General features: G+C 72.7%; 16 protein-coding genes and 2 tRNA genes. 5 read left to right on the top strand and 13 right to left on the bottom strand.

The window, feature by feature from the left end:
* Positions 1-86 precede the first annotated feature (86 nt).
* Positions 87-659, top strand: coding sequence for a DUF5709 domain-containing protein (locus tag SLP03_RS05880; RefSeq protein WP_319459487.1), 573 nt, complete (start codon positions 87-89; stop codon positions 657-659).
* Here SLP03_RS05880 and SLP03_RS05875 read toward each other — a convergent pair.
* Complete coding sequence (locus tag SLP03_RS05875) at positions 656-1321, bottom strand: response regulator transcription factor (protein ID WP_319459486.1); 666 nt, start codon at positions 1319-1321, stop codon at positions 656-658. The genes SLP03_RS05880 and SLP03_RS05875 overlap by 4 nt on opposite strands.
* Entirely contained in the window at positions 1318-2442 is a 1125-nt protein-coding gene (gene macS, locus SLP03_RS05870; protein ID WP_319459485.1) for a MacS family sensor histidine kinase, read from the bottom strand. Before macS ends, SLP03_RS05875 begins: the two co-directional genes overlap by 4 nt.
* 121 nt (positions 2443-2563) lie before the next feature.
* Here macS and SLP03_RS05865 point away from each other — a divergent pair, with 121 nt between their 5' ends.
* A complete protein-coding gene (locus tag SLP03_RS05865) occupies positions 2564-3031 on the top strand; it encodes an ATP-binding protein (protein ID WP_319459484.1) in 468 nt (155 codons plus the stop codon).
* Positions 3032-3055: 24 nt separating this feature from the next.
* On the opposite strand, the gene SLP03_RS05860 is transcribed toward SLP03_RS05865, so the two are convergent.
* Complete coding sequence (locus SLP03_RS05860) at positions 3056-3994, bottom strand: ribose-phosphate pyrophosphokinase (RefSeq protein ID WP_319459483.1); 939 nt, start codon at positions 3992-3994, stop codon at positions 3056-3058.
* Between the two features lie 64 nt (positions 3995-4058).
* Between SLP03_RS05860 and glpK the strand changes: the two genes are divergently transcribed.
* Positions 4059-5543 carry a glycerol kinase GlpK gene (gene glpK, locus SLP03_RS05855; RefSeq protein ID WP_319459482.1) on the top strand — a complete coding sequence of 495 codons (1485 nt, stop codon included), beginning with the start codon at positions 4059-4061 and terminating at the stop codon, positions 5541-5543.
* Positions 5544-5619: 76 nt separating this feature from the next.
* Here the strand turns inward: glpK and SLP03_RS05850 are convergent, their stop codons facing one another.
* On the bottom strand, positions 5620-6453 hold the full coding sequence (locus SLP03_RS05850; protein ID WP_319459481.1) for a phosphoribosylaminoimidazolesuccinocarboxamide synthase: 834 nt from the start codon (positions 6451-6453) through the stop codon (positions 5620-5622).
* Between the two features lie 170 nt (positions 6454-6623).
* Between SLP03_RS05850 and SLP03_RS05845 the strand changes: the two genes are divergently transcribed.
* Positions 6624-7949 (top strand): ABC transporter substrate-binding protein, encoded by a 1326-nt coding sequence (locus tag SLP03_RS05845; RefSeq protein ID WP_319459480.1) that lies wholly within the window; start codon positions 6624-6626, stop codon positions 7947-7949.
* A 97-nt stretch (positions 7950-8046) separates the two neighbouring features.
* Here SLP03_RS05845 and SLP03_RS05840 read toward each other — a convergent pair whose 3' ends face one another.
* The 7 genes from SLP03_RS05840 to SLP03_RS05810 form a co-directional block, all read right to left on the bottom strand.
* Positions 8047-8295: a hypothetical protein gene (locus SLP03_RS05840; protein WP_319459479.1), complete on the bottom strand. Its 249-nt coding sequence runs from the start codon at positions 8293-8295 to the stop codon at positions 8047-8049.
* A gap of 98 nt (positions 8296-8393) precedes the next feature.
* Positions 8394-9701 carry an MFS transporter gene (locus tag SLP03_RS05835; RefSeq protein ID WP_319459478.1) on the bottom strand — a complete coding sequence of 436 codons (1308 nt, stop codon included), beginning with the start codon at positions 9699-9701 and terminating at the stop codon, positions 8394-8396.
* Entirely contained in the window at positions 9698-10297 is a 600-nt protein-coding gene (locus SLP03_RS05830) for an ArsR/SmtB family transcription factor (protein WP_319459477.1), read from the bottom strand. The genes SLP03_RS05835 and SLP03_RS05830 overlap by 4 nt, the downstream gene beginning before the upstream one ends.
* 127 nt (positions 10298-10424) lie before the next feature.
* Positions 10425-10498: transfer RNA gene (locus SLP03_RS05825), tRNA-Met, on the bottom strand.
* Positions 10499-10630: 132 nt separating this feature from the next.
* Positions 10631-10707: transfer RNA gene (locus SLP03_RS05820), tRNA-Met, on the bottom strand.
* A gap of 106 nt (positions 10708-10813) precedes the next feature.
* Positions 10814-13795 carry a UPF0182 family protein gene (locus SLP03_RS05815; RefSeq protein WP_319459476.1) on the bottom strand — a complete coding sequence of 994 codons (2982 nt, stop codon included), beginning with the start codon at positions 13793-13795 and terminating at the stop codon, positions 10814-10816.
* A 124-nt stretch (positions 13796-13919) separates the two neighbouring features.
* Positions 13920-14933 carry a PDZ domain-containing protein gene (locus SLP03_RS05810; protein WP_319459475.1) on the bottom strand — a complete coding sequence of 338 codons (1014 nt, stop codon included), beginning with the start codon at positions 14931-14933 and terminating at the stop codon, positions 13920-13922.
* 115 nt (positions 14934-15048) lie between these two features.
* Here SLP03_RS05810 and SLP03_RS05805 point away from each other — a divergent pair, with 115 nt between their 5' ends.
* A complete protein-coding gene (locus SLP03_RS05805) occupies positions 15049-16344 on the top strand; it encodes a zinc-dependent metalloprotease (protein ID WP_319459474.1) in 1296 nt (431 codons plus the stop codon).
* 128 nt (positions 16345-16472) lie between these two features.
* Here the strand turns inward: SLP03_RS05805 and SLP03_RS05800 are convergent, their stop codons facing one another.
* Positions 16473-17099, bottom strand: a complete 627-nt coding sequence (locus tag SLP03_RS05800) for a hypothetical protein (protein ID WP_319459473.1) — start codon at positions 17097-17099, stop codon at positions 16473-16475.
* A gap of 135 nt (positions 17100-17234) precedes the next feature.
* A complete protein-coding gene (locus SLP03_RS05795; protein ID WP_319459472.1) occupies positions 17235-17789 on the bottom strand; it encodes a M48 family metallopeptidase in 555 nt (184 codons plus the stop codon).
* Positions 17790-17809: the final 20 nt, after the last annotated feature.

The raw sequence follows: 17809 nt of genomic DNA, 5'->3' as shown, positions 1-17809 counted from the left end.
CCGGCTGGGGCGTTTTCTTCCCTTTGCTCCCGATCGCCGGCCCCCGATTCGGTTAATCCGGGCAGCGCAGTGGGTAGTGCTCAGCCATGCGCGACGACGAGTACCCGACCCCCGTGTCCGACCCGGAGGCGGAGGGGCTGCCCGACACCGCCGACGACGACTCCAGCGCCTACGACGACGTCCTGACCGGCCGCGAGGCGGACGGCCCGGAGCCGGCCCAGTTGCCCGGGGATCGCACCCCGGTGGCGGTGGACCGGTTCGGGACCACGGCCGAGGAGCAGCTCGAGGGCGAGTCGCTGGACTACAAGCTCCAGCGGGAGACCTACGAGCGTCCGGCCGACGACCCGCTGGCCGGTCCGGTGAACCCGGACATCGCCGCCGAGGCGGACAGCGAGGAGGCCGCCGCGCAGGCCCAGCTCGACGCCGACGTGATCGACCCGGGCCCCACCTCCGACCCGCACTCTCCGGTCTCGCTCTACGACCACGGCCAGCTCGGCACCGTCGCCGACGCCGAGGTGGGTCGGCTGGTCGAGCCGGACGAGGGCGCCCACACCGACCAGGAGACCGACAATGTCGCGTACGACGCCGGTTCGGCCGGTGGCGGCGCGACCGCCGAGGAGCTGGCCATCCACGAGACCCGCCCGCCGGCGGCGACCTAATCGTCGTCCAGCCCCCGCTCGATGACGTAGCGGGTCAGCTCGACCCGGTTGTGCAACTGGAGCTTGCCGAGCGTGTTCTGCACGTGGTTCTGCACCGTCCGGTGGGAGAGCCTGAGCCGCTCGGCGATCTGCCGGTACGACAGGCCCTTGGCCACCAGGCGCAGCACCTCGGTCTCCCGTTCGGTGAGCCGGGGTGCTGAGTCGTCGGTAGCGCCGGTCGGCGGCCCGGCCGCCAGCCGGCGGTACTCTCCCAGCACCAGCCCGGCGAGCCCCGGCGTGAAGACCGGCTCACCCGCGGCGGTGCGCCGCACCGCGTCGAGGAACTCCGCCGGCGCGGCCGACTTGACCAGGTAGCCGGTGGCACCGGCCTTCACCGCGTCCAGGACGCCCTGCGGCTCGCCGCTGGCGGACAGCATCAGCACCCGCACCTCGGGCAGCGCCGCGCGCAGCCCGCGGATCACCTCGACCCCGGAGACGTCCGGCAGTTGCAGGTCGAGCACGACGACGTCGGGCCGGGCGGCGGCGGCCACCCGCACGGCCTGCCGCCCCTCGCCGCTGGTGGCCACCACCAGGTGACCGGCCTCGGTGAGGTCGCGGGCCACCCCCTCCCGCCACATCGGGTGGTCGTCGACCACCATCACCCGGACCGGGCCCTCGCTCATCGCCCGTCCCTCCGCACGGTCAGCTCGATCTCCGTGCCCTGGCCTGGGGCGGAGACGATCCGGGCTTCGCCGCCGAGGTCGGCCACCCGGCCCCGGATGGACTGGGCCACCCCGAGCCGCCCCTGGGCCACCGCCTCGGCCAGCCGGCCCTCCGGGATCCCCGGCCCCTCGTCGCGTATCGAGACGGTCACCGTCTCCCCCTCGTCCTCGATCAGCACCCAGGCCCGCCCGCCGGCGTGCCGGGCCACGTTGTCCAGCGCCGCGCCGGTGGCGGCGGCCAGTTCCCGGGCGGCCCGCGCGGGCAGCCGGACTCCGCTGGCGGGCGCGGAGACCGCGACCGTCGCCGTGGCGTACCAATCGAGCAGGGTCCGCAGGTCCAGGGTCCCGCTCTCGTCGTCCGGCGGGCCGCCGGAGCGGCCGATCAGCGCCCGCAGCGCGGCCTCCTGCTCGCCGGCCAGCCGGGCCAGCTCGCCGCCCTCACCGTCAAGCTGGGCGCCGCGCCGCTGCACCAGCGCCAGCACCTGGAGCACCGAGTCGTGGATGTCCCGGGCCAGCCGCTCCCGTTCCCGGGTCGCCGCCTCCAACTCGACCGCCCGTTGCAGCCGTTCCTCGGCGGTCACCGCCAACCGGGCGACGTGGCCGACCACCACCCCGGCGAGCAGCATCAGGATCAGGCCGGTCAGCGACGACTGGCTGATCCGCTCGCGGGTGGCCACGTCGACGCCGCCGAGCACCAGGGCGGCGACCGCGCCCCGGCGCCGGCCGCCGGAGACCGCCCAGGCGAGCACCGGTCCGGCCAGCCAGGCGACGGTGAGGGTGGGCACGCCGGCCGCGAGCGCCGCGCGGCCCACCACCCACGGGGTGGCGAGCATGATGGCCAGCACCAGGCCGAGGTCGGCCAGGAGCAGCGGCCAGCGCCGCCCGGCCGGCCGCGCGTAGCCGGCCGCGGTCACCCCGGACCAGGCCAGCATCACCAGCAGTACGCCGCCGGCGGCCAGCGGGTGGGCGTACCGGTCGGCGTCGCGGAGGGCCAGCACCCCGACGTACGCCAGCGAGGCGAACCGGAACACCGCGATGGACCGCCAGAGCGGCACCTCGAGGCCTCCGGGGGACGACGGCATGCGCGACACCATGCCACAGTCCGACGGGACGCCGGGGACGGCGACGGGTGCGGATCGAGAAACCCTGACGTACGGTGGAAATGCCGCGAATAACTCCGAGATCCACCGCCGGGACGGGGCCATGACGAACGCAGCACCTCGCGCACCGCGTACGGTGGTGCCCATCGAACCTTCCCTCCTCATCAGCGAAGCCTTCGATCAGGCACAGGTGACCGCGCTGCGACACTCGGTCACCTCCCGCGCGCACGCCGCGGGCCTCGACGGCCAGCGGCTGGACGACTTCGTTCTGGCGGTCAACGAGCTGATCACCAACGCCGTGCGGCACGGCGGCGGCCAGGGCTCGCTGCGGCTGTGGCGGCGCCCCGGCGAGCTGGTCTGCGAGGTCACCGACTACGGAAACGGGATCAGCTCCCGGCGGCTCGACGACCGCAGCCGCCCGGCCCCGGACACGGCCGGCGGGTGGGGCCTCTGGCTCGCCCGGGAGCTGAGCGACACGATGGAGGTCGAGACCGGCGAGGCCGGCACGGCCGTCCGCATCAGCGCCGGCCTCACCTCGACCGAGCGCGTCGGCCGGCACCGCGCCGGGTAGGTAGCACGGACCAGGGCCACCCGGTCAGCCGAAGAGGGCGCTGACCGACTCGCCGTTGTGGATCCGGCGCATCGCCTCGGCCAGCGCCGGCGCCACCGAGAGCACCTCCAGCTTCGGCACCCGCTTCTCCGGCGGGATCGGCACCGTGTTGGTGCAGACGATCTCCAGCACCCCGTCCAGGGCGCTCAGCCGCTCGAGCGCGCCGCTGGAGAAGAGGCCGTGGGTGCAGGCCAGCCGGATCGAGCGGACCTTCCGCTCGCGCAGGTGCGCGATCAGCTCGATCACCGTGCTGCCCTTGGCGATCTCGTCGTCCAGCACGATCACGTCCCGGTCGGTCACGTCGCCGATCACCGTGCTGATCTTGACCAGGTCGTCGCTGAACCGCTGCTTCGCGCCGGCCGCGACCGGGGTGTCGAGCATCCGGGCGAACGCGGCCGCCTCCTTGGCGTTGCCCAGGTCCGGCGAGACCACCACGGTGTCGCTCAGGTCGTACCCCTTGAAGTGGGCGGCCAGCTCACGCAGCGCGTGCAGATGGTCGACGGGAACGCTGAAGAAGCCGTGCACCTGCGGCGAGTGCAGGGTCATCGCGAGCACACGGTCCGCGCCGGCCGAGGTGAGCAGGTCGGCCACCAGCCGGGCGCCGATGGAGATGCGCGGGGCGTCCTTCTTGTCCGACCGGGCGTACGCGTAGTGCGGCAGCACCACGGTGATCCGGCCGGCGGACGCGCCTCGGGCCGCGTCGATCATGAGCAGCAGCTCGACCAGGTGCTCCTGCACGGGCGGCACCAGCGGCTGGATCAGGAAGACGTCGCGTTCCCGACAATTCGCCTGCAACTGCACCTCGAGACAGTCGTTGGCGAACCGGGACACCCGCACCGGGTGCAGCGGGACGTCCAGGTGGGCGCAGATCTCGGCGGCGAGGTGAGGATGGGCGGTTCCGCTGAACACGGCAATGTCAGGCACGCCTGTTGATCGTACGGGCCGACGCCGGGAGACGGGACGCGGTCCCGACGGGTACGGTGCTGCCGTGACCGGAGAGTTCGTCGCCGCCATCGATCAGGGCACCACCTCGTCGCGGTGCATCGTCTTCGATCGGGCCGGGGAGATCGTCTCCGTGGCCCAGCGCGAGCACCGCCAGATCTTCCCGCAGCCCGGCTGGGTGGAGCACGACGCCGAGGAGATCTGGGAGAACGTCCAGCGGGTCGTGCAGGAGGCGCTGGACGCCGCCGGGACCGGGCCGGAGGGGCTGGCCGCGGTCGGCATCACCAACCAGCGGGAGACCACAGTGGTCTGGGACCGGGCCACCGGCCGCCCGGTGGCCCACGCGATCGTCTGGCAGGACACCCGCACCGGCCCGCTGCTGCGCGAGCTGGCCGAGGCGTACGACGAGGAACGGCTGCGCGCGCGCACCGGCCTCACCCTGGCCACCTACTTCGCCGGCCCGAAGCTGCGCTGGCTGCTCGACCACGTCGACGGGCTGCGCGAGCGGGCCGAGCGGGGCGAGGTCCTCTTCGGCACGATGGACAGCTGGCTGATCTGGAAGCTGACCGGCCGGCACGTCACCGACGTGACCAACGCCAGCCGGACGATGCTGATGGACCTGGAGACCCTGGACTGGGATCCGGAGCTGCTGGCGGCGCTGCGGGTACCGGCAGCGATGCTGCCGGAGATCCGCTGCTCGGCCGAGGTCTACGGCACCGCCGACGGGGTGCTCGCCGGGGTGCCGGTCGCCAGCGCCCTCGGCGACCAGCAGGCGGCGCTCTTCGGGCAGACCTGCTTCCATCCCGGCGAGGCGAAGTGCACCTACGGCACCGGCAGCTTCCTGCTGCTCAACACCGGTGCCAGCCCGGTCGTCTCGGGGCACGGCCTGCTCACCACGGTGGCGTACCAGATCGACGGCCACCCGCCCGTGTACGCCCTGGAGGGCGCGATCGCGGTCACCGGCTCGCTGGTGCAGTGGCTGCGGGACAACCTCGGGCTGATCTCCACCGCCCCGCAGGTGGAGGAGCTGGCCCGCACGGTCGACGACAACGGCGGCTGCTACGTCGTACCGGCCTTCTCGGGGCTGTTCGCGCCGCACTGGCGCAGCGACGCCCGCGGCGTGATCGCCGGGCTGACCGGCTACATCACCAAGGGACACCTGGCTCGGGCGGCGCTGGAGGCGTCCGCCTGGCAGACCCGCGAGGTGGTGGACGCGATGAACGCCGACTCCGACGTGGCGCTGCGCCGGCTCCGGGTGGACGGCGGGATGACCGGCAACGGGCTGCTCATGCAGTTCCTCGCCGATGTGCTGGACGTGCCGGTGGTCCGCTCCCGGATCACCGAGACGACCTGCCTCGGCGCCGCGTACGCGGCCGGCCTGGCGGTCGGCTTCTGGCCGGACCTGGACACCCTGCGCAAGCAGTGGAGCTCGGACGCCCAGTGGACCCCGAAGATGGACCCGGAGTTGCGGGAGCGGGAGCTGCGCAACTGGCGCAAGGCCGTGCAGCGCACCCTCGACTGGGTGGACTGACGCCGAGGCGGTCGCGGATCAGCGCGTCGGCGCGCCCTTCGCGAAGTCCACGAAGGACCGCCAGCAGGACGGCCGTTCAGTCCCAGGTGTTGCCGGTCAGCTTCTCGTAGACCTCGACGTACCGGGCCCGGGTCGCCTCGACCACCTCGGCCGGCACCTCCGGCGCCGGGGCCTGCCTGTCCCAGCCGCTGCCGGTGGCCCAGTCCCGGACGTACTGCTTGTCGTAGGAGAACTGGGCGCGGCCCGGCTGGTACGACGCGGCCGGCCAGAACCGGGACGAGTCGGAGGTCAGCACCTCGTCGGCGAGGACCAGGGTGCCGTCCGGCGCCCAACCCAGCTCGATCTTGGTGTCGGCGACCAGGATGCCCCGGTCGGCGGCGATCTCGGCGCCGCGCCGGTAGACGTCGAGGGTGATCTGTCGCAGCCGCTCGGCGGTCTCCGGCCCGAGCTTGTCGACGACCTGGGCGTAGGAGATCGGCTCGTCGTGCTCGCCCCGGGGCGCCTTGGTCGACGGGGTGAAGATCGGCTCGGGCAGGATCGACGCCTCGACCAGGCCCCGCGGCAGCTCGACCCCGGAGACGGCGCCGGTGCGCTGGTACTCGGCGAAGCCGCCGCCGGTCAGGTAGCCACGCGCCACGCACTCCACCGGGACCATGTCCAGGCGCCGGCAGCGGATCGCCCGGCCGGCGAATTCGGCCGGCACGTCGGTGGCGGAGATGACGTGGTTCGGCACCAGGTCGGCGAGCTGCTCGAACCACCATAGCGAGAGCGCGGTGAGCAGTCGACCCTTGTCCGGGATCGACGTGGGCAGCGCCACGTCGTAGATGGAGATGCGGTCGGAGGCGACCAGGATGAGGTCCTCGCCGTCGGCGTAGACGTCCCGGACCTTGCCTGAGTGCAGAAGTTCCACGGCGCCTAGTACACCATGGGCCGGCGGGCCGCCCGGTGCGGCCACCGGCCGTCCCACCGGACCCGACCGGGCCGGCGTACCGGTGGAATCCGTCCCGGCGTTGACACCCTCGCCCACGGCCTGTGTAAATGGTCCGTCCGCAGCAGCTCGCGAGCGCCCCAGGAGTCCCCGTGCGCGCCCTGAACCCCACTCCGCCCCGCCCCGGCATCGACCGGCGGCGGCTCCTCGGCGCCCTCGGCGGCCTGCCGCTGCTCGCCGGCGGCGGCCTGGCCGGCTGCGGCCGGGAGGAGGAGACGCGGGTCGACGACGGACCGATCGAGCTCTCGGTCTTCTGGTGGGGCGGGCCCCCACGGGCCGAGGCCACTGAGAAGGCGCTCCGCCTCTACTCCCAGCAGAACCCCCGGGTCCGGTTCCGGGTCACCTGGCAGGGACTCACCGGCTACTACGACCGGCTGGCCACCCAGGCCACCGGCGGGAACGTGCCGGACCTGTTCCAGATCGACGACACCGTCCTCACCGAGTACGCGCAGCGCGAGATCGTGCTCGACCTCAGCGGGTACGTCGCGGACAAGCGGCTCGACCTGGGTGACCTGCCGGCGGGCCTGGCCCGCTACGGCCAGGTCGACGACCGTACGGTGGCCGTCGCCGCCGCCCAGACCAACGCCGCGCTCGTCTACAACCGGGACCTGCTGCGCCGCCTCCGGGTGCCGGAGCCGCGCACCGGCATGCCCTGGCGCGAGTACGTGGAGTGGGCCGGCCGGGTCACCCGCGCCTCCGGCAGCCGGGTGGCGGGGACGGTGGATCCCTCGGGCGACTACCGGGCGCTGTGGCTCTGGCTCCGGGGCCAGGGCGGCGAGCTGTACCAGGGGCGGCAGCTCGGTTTCGGCGGCGCCGAACTGCTCGACTGGTTCGAACTGTGGGAGGTGGCCCGGTCCCGGCGCGCCACCCCGAGCGCGGCCCTGGTGGAGCAGGCGGACAGCGGCGACCTGGCCCACCAGCTCGTGGTCACCGGGCACACCGCGGCGTCCTTCGCCTGGTCGCACCAGCTCGCGGAACTCCAGCTCCACACCGACGACGAGCTGGGGATCGTCAGCCTGCCCGGCACCCCGGCCGCGCAGTGGGCCCGGGCGTCCATGTACTGGGCGGCGTTCCGGGGCACGCGGCACCCCGGGGTGGTCATCGACGTGATCAACTTCCTCACCACCAACGTGGCGGCCGGTCGGATCCTCGGCGTCGATCGCGGTCTGAACGCCAGCGTGGCGGTGCGCCGGTTCGTCGCGGACGGCATCACGGACCGGACCCAGAAGCGGGTGGTCGCATTCGGCAGCACCCTGGACGACCTGCTCGGACCCGCCCCCGCGCCACCACCGAAGGGACACGCGAGAGTGCGTACCCTGCTCATCGCCGCCGCCGAGACGATCCGCTCCGGACGCTCCGGCGCCCGCGCCGCCACCTCCCGGTTCATCGCCCAGGCGAACGCGGCCCTGGCCGAGTGACCGGCCCCCTGGCCGAGTGACCGGCCGCGCCGGCCCGGCTGACGGGCGTCCCGCGGGCCCGGCTGGCGTCGGCCGCCGGGCCCGCGCTCCGGTCGGATCAGCGCGGCGGGCCGCCCCGCCGGTTGCGCATCAGCCGCAGCACCAGCAACACGATCGCGACGACCACCACCAGGCAGCAGAGCAGGCCGAGGAAGCCTCCGCCGCCCCGGGACCGCCGCCGGGCGGCCTCCACCACCAGCTCACCGGTACCCGTGGACGCCCAGGCCGCGACCGGCACGAACACCGACAGCACAACCGCACCGAGGACCGCACCGAGTCGGCCCCACCACTTGCTCACAGCAGACATGCCCTCATCCTCGCCCAGAGGCGCAACCGGGGCAGGATGGACGTCGACCCGTCACCGGCCCAGGCGAGAGGCTCCGGGGCGTCGGCGGCCCGCCCTGCTCACCGGCCGGCCCCCGTCAGATCCGGCCGGAGCCGATCCGGGCCGTCGACCTGGTCGAGCGAACGCAGCTTCGGAATCGGCGAGGGCAGCAGCCACAGCACGCACATGGTCCCCCCGATCGCCGCGATCCAGAGTGTGGGGCGGAGGCCGAGCCAGCTGCCGAGCGCCCCGCCGGTCAGCGCGCCCAGCGGCCGGACGCCGTAGTTCACCGTGGAGTACGCGCCGGCCACCCGGCTTCGCAGCTCGTCCGGTATGACGGTGGCGTTGAGTGCGTTGAGGTTGACGTCGAACAGCATCACGCCGAGCCCGGAGAAGAACTCGGCCGCGCCCACCAGCGCCGCCCGTGCCCACAGCGGCCCGCCGGCAACCGCCACCAGGGATATCGAGGCCGGAAAGACCACCGCACCGAGCACGATGCTGCGGCCCACCCCGATGCGGGCGGAGAGTCGGGGGGCGACGACCGCCCCCAGCAGCCCACCGACCGCGCCGGCCCCGAGGGCGAGCCCGAGCAGTCCCGCGGGGAGGTCGAGCGTGCGGCTGGCGAAGAGTACGAGCAGGGCGCTGAACAGGAAGCTGAAGTAGTTGACGGTCGTCGCGCATCCGAGGCTCGCGCGGAGCACGGGGTGCCCGAGGGTGAACCTCAGCCCGTCCCGGGCCTGGTGCCACAGCGTCGGCGGCCGGGCATCGTCCGAGTCCGCGGACCGCGCGGCGGGGGCCAGCCGGATCCGACCGATGCTCAGTGCGGAGCCGACGAACGAGACCGCGTCGACCAGGATCGCGATCGGCGCCGTCAACGCCTGAACCAGCGCACCACCGAGGGCCGGGCCGGCGATGAAGGAGACCGACCTGCTGGCGCTGAGTGCGCTGTTGGCGTCGAGATACCGGGACCGGTCCACCAGCAGCACGAAGAAGGCGGGGTACGTCGTGTTGAACAGCACCGACGCGGCTCCGGTCAGGAGCGCCACGGCGTAGAGCTGGGCCAGCGTGCCGGCGTCGAACGCGAACGCGACCGGCACCGTCACCAGCAACGCCGCCCGGATCAGGTCCGCCGCCACCAGCAGCCGCTTCTTGTCGGGCCGTCGGTCCACCCACGCGCCGAGGAAGACCCCGGCGAGGTTCGGCAGCCACACCAGCGCGGTCAGCACCGACACCTGGGCGGCGGTGGCGTCGAGCACCAGCACCGCGAGGAGCGGGAACGCCAGCTCGGAGATCCGGTCGCCGAACTGCGAGACCGTGTGCGCGACGAAGAACGACCGGAAGCGGGACTCGCGGAGCAGCGGGCGGCGCCGCTCCACCGCGCCGCTCACTGCTCGTCCGCCTCGGGCATCACGTACCGCATGATCCGGACGTGCCGGGCATCCGGTGGCTGATCGGCGGCGTCCCGGGTGACGTACGGCGCGAGCACCCGCTCGATCGCGGTGTTGACGGCGGCCAGTTCCGTCGCGGTCAGTCGTACGCCGGTGTGCGACAGGCCCGCCTCGCGGCGCCACTCCGGCGCCAGCCGCGGCTCGGCCTCGGCCATCCAGCGCCGCGGGACGTTCTCGTACTGCGCGAACATCGTCCGGCTCAGCACCTGGCTGGCGGCCCGGCCCTGCTCGTCGTCGGGAAAGCGGAACCGGAAGCCCCGGGCGCTGGCCTCCCAGTACCGCTTGCGCGCGTCGCCACCGAGGTCGCTGTCCCGGACCAGGCCGAAGCCGGCCAGATGCCGTAGGTGCCAACTGGTGACCGAGGGGGACGCGCCCACGTGCGCGGAGAGTTCCGTCGCGGTCGCGGCGCCGTGCCGCTGGAGCCTTGCCAGGATGGCGAGCCGGACCGGGTGCGACAACGCCCGCATCGCCTTCGGATCGGTCAGCTCCAGGTCACCGTAGGGATTGCCCGCCGGCTCCGAAGTTCTGAGAGACATGTTTCGAGAGTAGGCTCTCAGAATTGGACGCGCAACGACTGAGTGGTGGTCAGTGGCACGCTCGGCAGCAACCGGCCGGGAATGACGAAGGGCCCTCGGAGTTTCCTCCGAGGGCCCTTCGTACGAGTAGCGGGGACAGGATTTGAACCTGCGACCTCTGGGTTATGAGCCCAGCGAGCTACCGAGCTGCTCCACCCCGCGTCGACTCACACAGCCTATCGCATCCCCGGCACGGAGCTCAGCCGGGTCCCCGATTCCGCCCGGCGGCCGAAAACGACCGGACCGGACAAGCGGAACGGCCCCGAGAATCAGATCCTCGGGGCCGTTCCGGTGTGGTAGCGGGGACAGGATTTGAACCTGCGACCTCTGGGTTATGAGCCCAGCGAGCTACCGAGCTGCTCCACCCCGCGTCGCTGAGATAACCGTAGCCTATCGACCCCCCGGCCCGCAAAACGGCCCCTGGGCGGGGGTTCGTCCGCCGACATCAGCCTCCGCCGGACGAACCCCCGCCGGGCGTCAACCGTTCGGTGAGGGCGTCGGCGACGCGGATGCGGGCCCGGGCGGGGACGGGCTGCCGCTCGGCGTCGGAGCGGCCGACGGGTTGGCCGCCGCCTGCGCCTGCTGGAAGGCCGTCATCGCCTCGTCCAGCGACTTCAACGCCCGCCCGTACCGCTCGAAGTCGCCGGACGCCTGGGCCGCCTTGACCTCGGCGATGGCGGTCTGCACCTTGGCGGCGGCGCCAGCCAGCGCGCCGGTGAGCGCGGGCGGGGTGCCGCCGGTGCTCGGCGGGGTCCCGCCGGTCGGCGGCGGGGCGCCCTGGCCCGTCCGTTTGCCCTGCTCGACGAGCTGCTTGATGCCGTCGCTGAGATTGTTCGCGAGCGCCACGTACGACGCGCCGTCGCCGTACGACAGCAGCACCTTCTGCAGCGACGGGAACGCGTCCTGGCTGTTGCTCTTCACGTACACCGGCTCGACGTAGAGCATCCCGTCGCCGAACGGCAGCGACAGCAGGTTGCCGTACTGAACCTGCGCCTGACCGGAGGAGAGCAGGTTCAGCTGCGGCCGGATCTCGCCGTTGTTGGTCATCTGCTGATGCACCTGCACCGGGCCGGCGGTCCGGGTCTGGTCCGGCAGCTCCAGCACCTCCAGCCTCGGCTGCCCGTCCACGTACGAGCCGGAGATCAGCGCGGCGAGGTTCTGCCGCCCGTTCGGGGTGACCGCCGAGGTGAGCTGGAAGCGCGGCCCCTCCTGCCCCGGGAACTGGGTGAACAGGTAGTACGGCGGCTGCTTCTGGCCGCTGTCCGGGGCGTCCGGCACGTTCGGCACCTGCCAGAAGTCCTGGCCGGAGTAGAAGTCGCCGGGGTTGGTGACGTGGAACCTGGCGAGCAGGTTGCGCTGCACCTTGAACAGGTCGGCCGGGTACCGGAAGTGCTCGGCCAGCTCCGCCGGGATGGCCGACTTCGGCAGCACCAGGTCACCGCCGAACGCCTTGTTCCACGCCTTGAGCACCGGGTCGGTGTCGTCGAACTCGTAGAGCCGGACCGTGCCGTCGTACGCGTCGACGGTGGCCTTCACCGAGTTGCGCATGTAGTTGACGTTCTCCCGGGCGAGCTGGAAGGTGCCCCGGTTGGTCAGCTCGTCGGTGGTCTCCGTCTGCAGGTTGAGCCGCTCGGCGTACGGGTAGGTCGCCGCCGTGGTGTAGCCGTCGACGATCCACTGGACCCGGCCGTCCACCACCGCCGGGTACGGGTCACCGTCCAGGGTGAGGAACGGGGCGACCTTCTCCACCCGGTCGCGCGGGTTGCGCACGTAGAGCAGCCGGGAGTTGTCGTTGACCGCCTCGGAGAGCAGGAAGTTCGACTCCTGCTCCTTGATCGCGTAGAGCAGCCGGCGGGCGAACGACCCGATCTTCACGCCGCCGTCACCGTTGTAGGTGTAGTACTGCTCGCCGCCGGTCGACGTCGGGCGGTCGAACTCGATGTTCCGCTTCTCGTCGGCCTGCCCGACGATCGCGTAGTCGTCGGCCTCCATCCGCTCGCCGTAGTAGATCCGCGGCTGCTGGGCCGGGATCTGCTCGCTCGGCGAGGAGCAACCCGCCGTCTCCTTGCCGGCATCGCCGAGGAAGCCGGAGACGAAGTACGGCTGACCGTTGCAGATCTGGTTGGCCGGGGCGCCGACCAGCCCGTAGCCGTGCGTGTAGACGGTGTGCCGGTTGATCCAGTTGTTCTGCTGCGGGGTCAGCTCGCCATAGTTGATCTCACGAACGCCGACCACGTAGTCGGAGGTCTTGCCCCCCACCGAGTACCGGTCGATGTCCAGCTTCGGGCCGAAGTCGTAGAAGCCCCGCACCTGCTGAAGCTGGGTGTACGTCTCGGAGACCAGTTGCGGGTCGAGCAGCCGGATGTTCGACACCACCGAGGTGTCGGTGGCCAGGCTGGCCGGCGGGGTGAAGTTGCTCGCCGCGTACCCGGCGGTCTTCGTCCCGCTCAGCCCGTACGCCGCCCGGGTCGCCTCGATGCTCCGCGAGATGTACGGCGCCTCCTTGTCCCGGGCGCTCGGCTTCACCTCGAACGTCTGCACGGCCCACGGGTAGATGCCGCCGATCGCCACGGCGGAGACGCCGAGCAGGGCCAGCGCGATGCCCGGCCAGACCAGGTTCCGCATCCACGCGTTGGAGAACACGATGATCGCGATGGCCACCACGATCGAGATGTAGGCGAGGATCTCCTTCGCCGGCAGCAGTGCGTTCACGTCGGCGTAGCCGGCGCCGTAGAGCTTGGCGCCCTCGTTGTACTCCAGTAGCATCGCCCGCCGGTCCAGCACGTAGGCGATGGCCTTGAGCAGGACGAAGACGGCGACCAGCGTGCTCAGGTGGGCCCGGGCGGCGTTGGTCATCCGGTCCCCGATGCCCTGCAGCCGGACCCCGCCGAAGACGTAGTGCACGGCCAGCGCGCCGAGCAGGCCCAGCACCACCGCGGTGAAGCCGACGCCCAGCAGGTAACGCCAGAAGGGCAGCTGGAAAACGTAGAAGCCGACGTCCACGCCGAACTCCGGGTCCTTCACGCCGAAGTTCCCGCCGTTGCGGAAGAGCAGCCACTGGCTCCACCGGCTCTGCGCCGACAGCCCGGCGAAGAGGCCGATGACCGCGGCGGCCAGGGCGATCCAGGTCCCGAGCCGGGGGCTCAGCAGCATCCGGTACCGCTCGAGGGTGGCCTGCTCGGCGGAGTGCGGACGCATCCTCGGCCGCACCCGGTATGCCAGCCAGAGGTTGACCGCGATGACGGCCGCCATACCGAGCCCGACCAGCAGGAAGAGCAGCAGTCGGGTGGCGAGCACCCCGGTGAAGACCTGGGTGTAGCGGACCTCGTCGAACCAGAGCCAGTCGGTCCAGGCGTTGACCCCCCACCCGAGCAGGGTGAAGAACACGAACACCCCGATCAGGACCCCGATGGTGACGCGGCCACGCCGGCTCATTCTCGGCAGGGGGCTGCTACGCATTACCACTGTTGGCTCCGCACGCTCGATGTGATCGGCTCCGACCAGGCACCCAGAGTACGGGGTGTTCCTGGACACCTCGGGTCAAGGTCACGTCACGATCGTCGGGTGTCCGGTGAGCCGCGGCTCAGCAGCGGGTCGGCTGTCCCCCGGCGCGCAGCTTGTCCAACGCCGTCAACGCGTCGTCGAGCGAGGCCACCTTGAGCAGCGGCAGGTCGGGCTGCGGATTGCGGACCGCCTCGGCGCAGTTCTCCGCCGGCACCAGGAAGACCTTGGCGCCGGCGTCCTTGGCGCCGACCAGCTTCTGGGCGATGCCGCCGATCGGGCCGACCCGGCCCTCGTCGTCGATGGTGCCGGTGCCGGCGATGACCTTCCCGCCGGTCAGGTCGTCCGGCTCCAGCTTGTCGACGATGCCCAGGGCGAACATCAGCCCGGCGCTCGGACCGCCGATGTCGCCCAGGTCGATCTTCAGGGTGAACGGGTGCGGCTGCTGTTGGTCGATCTCGATCCCGATCCGCGGCCGGCCGTCCTGCTCCCGGCTGGTCACGGTCGCCGTGGCGGCGGCGCCCGCCCGGAGGTAGCCGATCTTCAGCGCGGTACCGGCCGGCTTGGCCCGGATCAGCGCGGTCAGCTTGCTCGCGCTGGTCACCGGCTGACCGTCGACCGAGGTGAGCACGTCGGCGGGCTTGAGCACCCCGGCGGCGGGACCACCCGCCGTGACGCCCTTCACCAGCACCTGGATCGGGTAGCCCAGCTCCCGCAGCGCCGCGGTCTCCGCGCTGGTCTGCGAGTTCTGGAAATCCTCCGCGTTGCGCTTCTCGACCTCCTCGGTCGACTCGCCCGGCGGGTAGACCAGCTCGCGGGGCACCACCGCCTCGTCCTTGGAGAACCAGCCGGCCAGTGCCGAGCGGAGCTTGACCGTGGGCTGCACGCCGACCGTGGTGAGCCGCAGCTGCCCGGCGGAGGTGGACGTCGCCCGCCCGGCGACCTGGATGACCTCCTTGCCGCCCTCGGTGCCGAGCGTGTTGACCGTCGGGCCGGGGCCGAGCACCACGTACGGGATGGGCACGCTCAGCACGCCGACGCTGAGCAGGGCGGTAAGCAGTGCACCGAGGAGTACGGTCACGCCGCGACGTCTCATGCGGCAGAGCGTACCGATCCGTCGGGCGGCGTCCGGGGCGGTGACCGCGGGACTTCGCCCTCAGCGCAACGCCAGCGGCGGCGACCTGGGGCGGGTCACGCGTACCGTAGATGTCGTGCCTGATATTCCGTTCGGATTCGCGCTCCCGGGTGGGCAACCACCAGACCCCAACGATCCCGCGCAGATGCAGCAGTTCATGTCGCAGTTGCAGCACCTGCTCTCCGCGCCGGGCAGCGGGCCGGTCAACTGGGACCTCGCCCGGCAGGTGGCCGCCAGCCAGCTCGCCGCCGCGGGTGACCCGGCGGTCTCGCCGTTCGAGCGCAAAGCGGTGGAGGAGGCGCTGCGCATCGCCGACCTCTGGCTGGAGCCGGCGACGTCGTGGCCCACCGGCATCCGGACCTCGGTCGCCTGGAACCGCAACGAGTGGATCTACAAGACCCTCGACGTCTGGCGCAAGCTCTGCGACCCGGTGGCCAGCCGCATGGTCGGCGCGATGGGCGACCTGGTGCCGCCGGAGGCCCGGGCCCAGCTCGGCCCGATGCAGTCGATGGTGGCGACGCTGGGCGGCGCCCTGTTCGGCGGTCAGCTCGGCCAGGCCCTCGGCTCGCTCGCCGCGGAGGTGGTCTCGGCCGGCGACATCGGCCTGCCGCTCGGCCCGGCCGGCACGGCCGCGCTCATCCCGGCCAACATCCGGGCGTACGGCGAGGGCCTGGAGCTGCCCGAGGACGAGGTACGCCTCTACGTCGCCCTGCGCGAGGCGGCCCACCAGCGGCTCTTCCAGCACGTGCCGTGGCTGCGCGGGCACGTGCTCACCGCCGTGGATAACTACGCCACGGGCATCCGGGTCAACCGGGAGGCGATCGAGGAGGCGATGGGCCGGGTCGACCCGACCGACCCGGAGTCGATGCAGGCGATCGCACTGGAAGGCATCTTCACCCCGGAGGACACCCCGGCGCAGAAGGCCTCCCTGGCCCGCCTGGAGACGGTGCTCGCGCTGGTCGAGGGCTGGGTCTGCCACGTGGTCGACACCGCCGCCGGCGAGCGGCTGCCCAACGTCGTACGCCTCGGCGAGGCGTTCCGCCGCCGCCGGGCCGCCGGCGGGCCGGCCGAGCAGACCTTCGCCGCCCTGGTCGGCCTGGAGCTGCGTCCGCGTCGGCTGCGCGAGGCGTCGGTGCTCTGGGCGGCGCTGACCGAGCACCGGGGCATCGCCGGCCGGGACGCGATCTGGGGCCACCCGGACCTGCTGCCCTCGGACGACGACTTCGCCGACCCGGCGGCCTTCGCGGCCGGCGGGCTCGACCTCGACGACGAGCTGGCCGCCTTCGACTTCAGCGCGCCGGGTGGTCCCGAGGAGAAGGCGCCGGGCGAGGACACCCCGCCCCGCTCCGACGAGGGCGACGACAAGTCCTGACGGGCACGTCCCGCAGAGATCCACGCAGCTTGGCGGGAAAGAGCGGCCTCCGCACGCAGGGAGGCCGCTCTTTCCCGCACAGCGTGTGGATCTTTGCGGTGCGGCGGCCTTCGGTGTCGGACAGGCCGTCAGCCGGCGTGGCCCGAGAGCAGGGCGCGGGTCGCCTCCCAGCCCTCGAAGGCCGGGTCGAGCGTGCCCAGGTCGGCCGGGCCGCGCAGCCGTCGCCAGCCGGCGGTCACCGCGACGTCGCCCGGGCTCGGGGCGCCGGCCCGCAAGTCCGCGGGCACGGCAGTGTCCAGGTCCACCGACGGCAGCCACTCCGGGACGGGCAACCGGGCCGCGACGCCGAGCAGCCCCGGCCCGGCGCCCTCGACGGGGGCGACCGCGACCGGCCGGCTGGTGAGCGGGCGGAGCAGCTTGCCGAGGGTCAGCCCGGGCACGTCGGGCGCGTCGGCGGCCACCACGGCCGCCTGGTCGTACCCGGTCCGCCCGTCGCCGTGATGGGCGGCCAGCGCGGCGAACACCGCGTCGACGGTGGGCGCGGCCACCTCGTGGACGGCCATGTCGGGCCAGACCACCGCGTCGGCCAGCCACCGGTCCTCGGCCGTCACCGCGACCGCGGTCTCCACCTCGTTGAGCGTGGCGAGCAGGTCCACCACGTCCTCGGCGAGCGCGGTACGCCACCGCGTCGGGTCGATCCCCGGCGGTGTCCAGGAAACCGGACCGAGCAACGCCACCACCACACGTCGAGCCACGCCCCGACCCTAGCCCCGCGCCGCGCTCCCCGCCCGGCCCCCGATCGCCGACCCGCGCCAGATCCCCGACCCCGGCGGGGTCCGAGTCGCGCGGACACCGCCACCTGCGCGACCACCTGCGCGACGCGGAGTCGATCACCCAAGCGGGGCGGGGTGGGTCTGGTCGGAGAGCGGGACGCCGGAGGCGGCCGCGACGCCTTCCAGGTAGCCGCGGGCCCGTTCGGTCTTCGGATAGCGGCAGACCAGGGCCCAGAACCGGGCGTTGTGGCTGGGCACGACGAGGTGCGCCAGCTCGTGCAGGAGCACGTAGTCGATCACCCAGTCCGGCATGTCCTGGATCCGGTGGGAGATCCGGATGGTCCGGTCGGCCGGGGTGCAGGAACCCCAACGGCCGTTCTGGTTGGTGACCCAGCGGACGCTGGCCGGCGCGGTCACGGCGCGGTGGTCGGGCAGGTAGAGGTCGACCAGCCGGGCGGCCCGGGCGAGCAGCTCCGCGTCGGAGCGGGCCAGCCGGCCCTCCCGGGCGGCGAGCCGGGCCAGCATCCGGTCGACCCACTCGCTCTCCTCGGCGCGGGAGAACTGGTCGGGGATGAGCACCACGACCCGCTCGCCGTCGCGGTACGCGGACACCGTGCGTCGCCGGCGCTGACTGCGCCGTACCTCGACGACGGGCTTCCGCGTCCCGGCCATCACTGGTCCGCGCAGCCTCG

This window comes from Micromonospora sp. RTP1Z1, assembly GCF_033804685.1.
GTDB lineage: Bacteria > Actinomycetota > Actinomycetes > Mycobacteriales > Micromonosporaceae > Micromonospora.
Note: the sequence above shows the minus strand (reverse complement) of the source record. Positions and strands in the feature narration are given on the sequence as shown.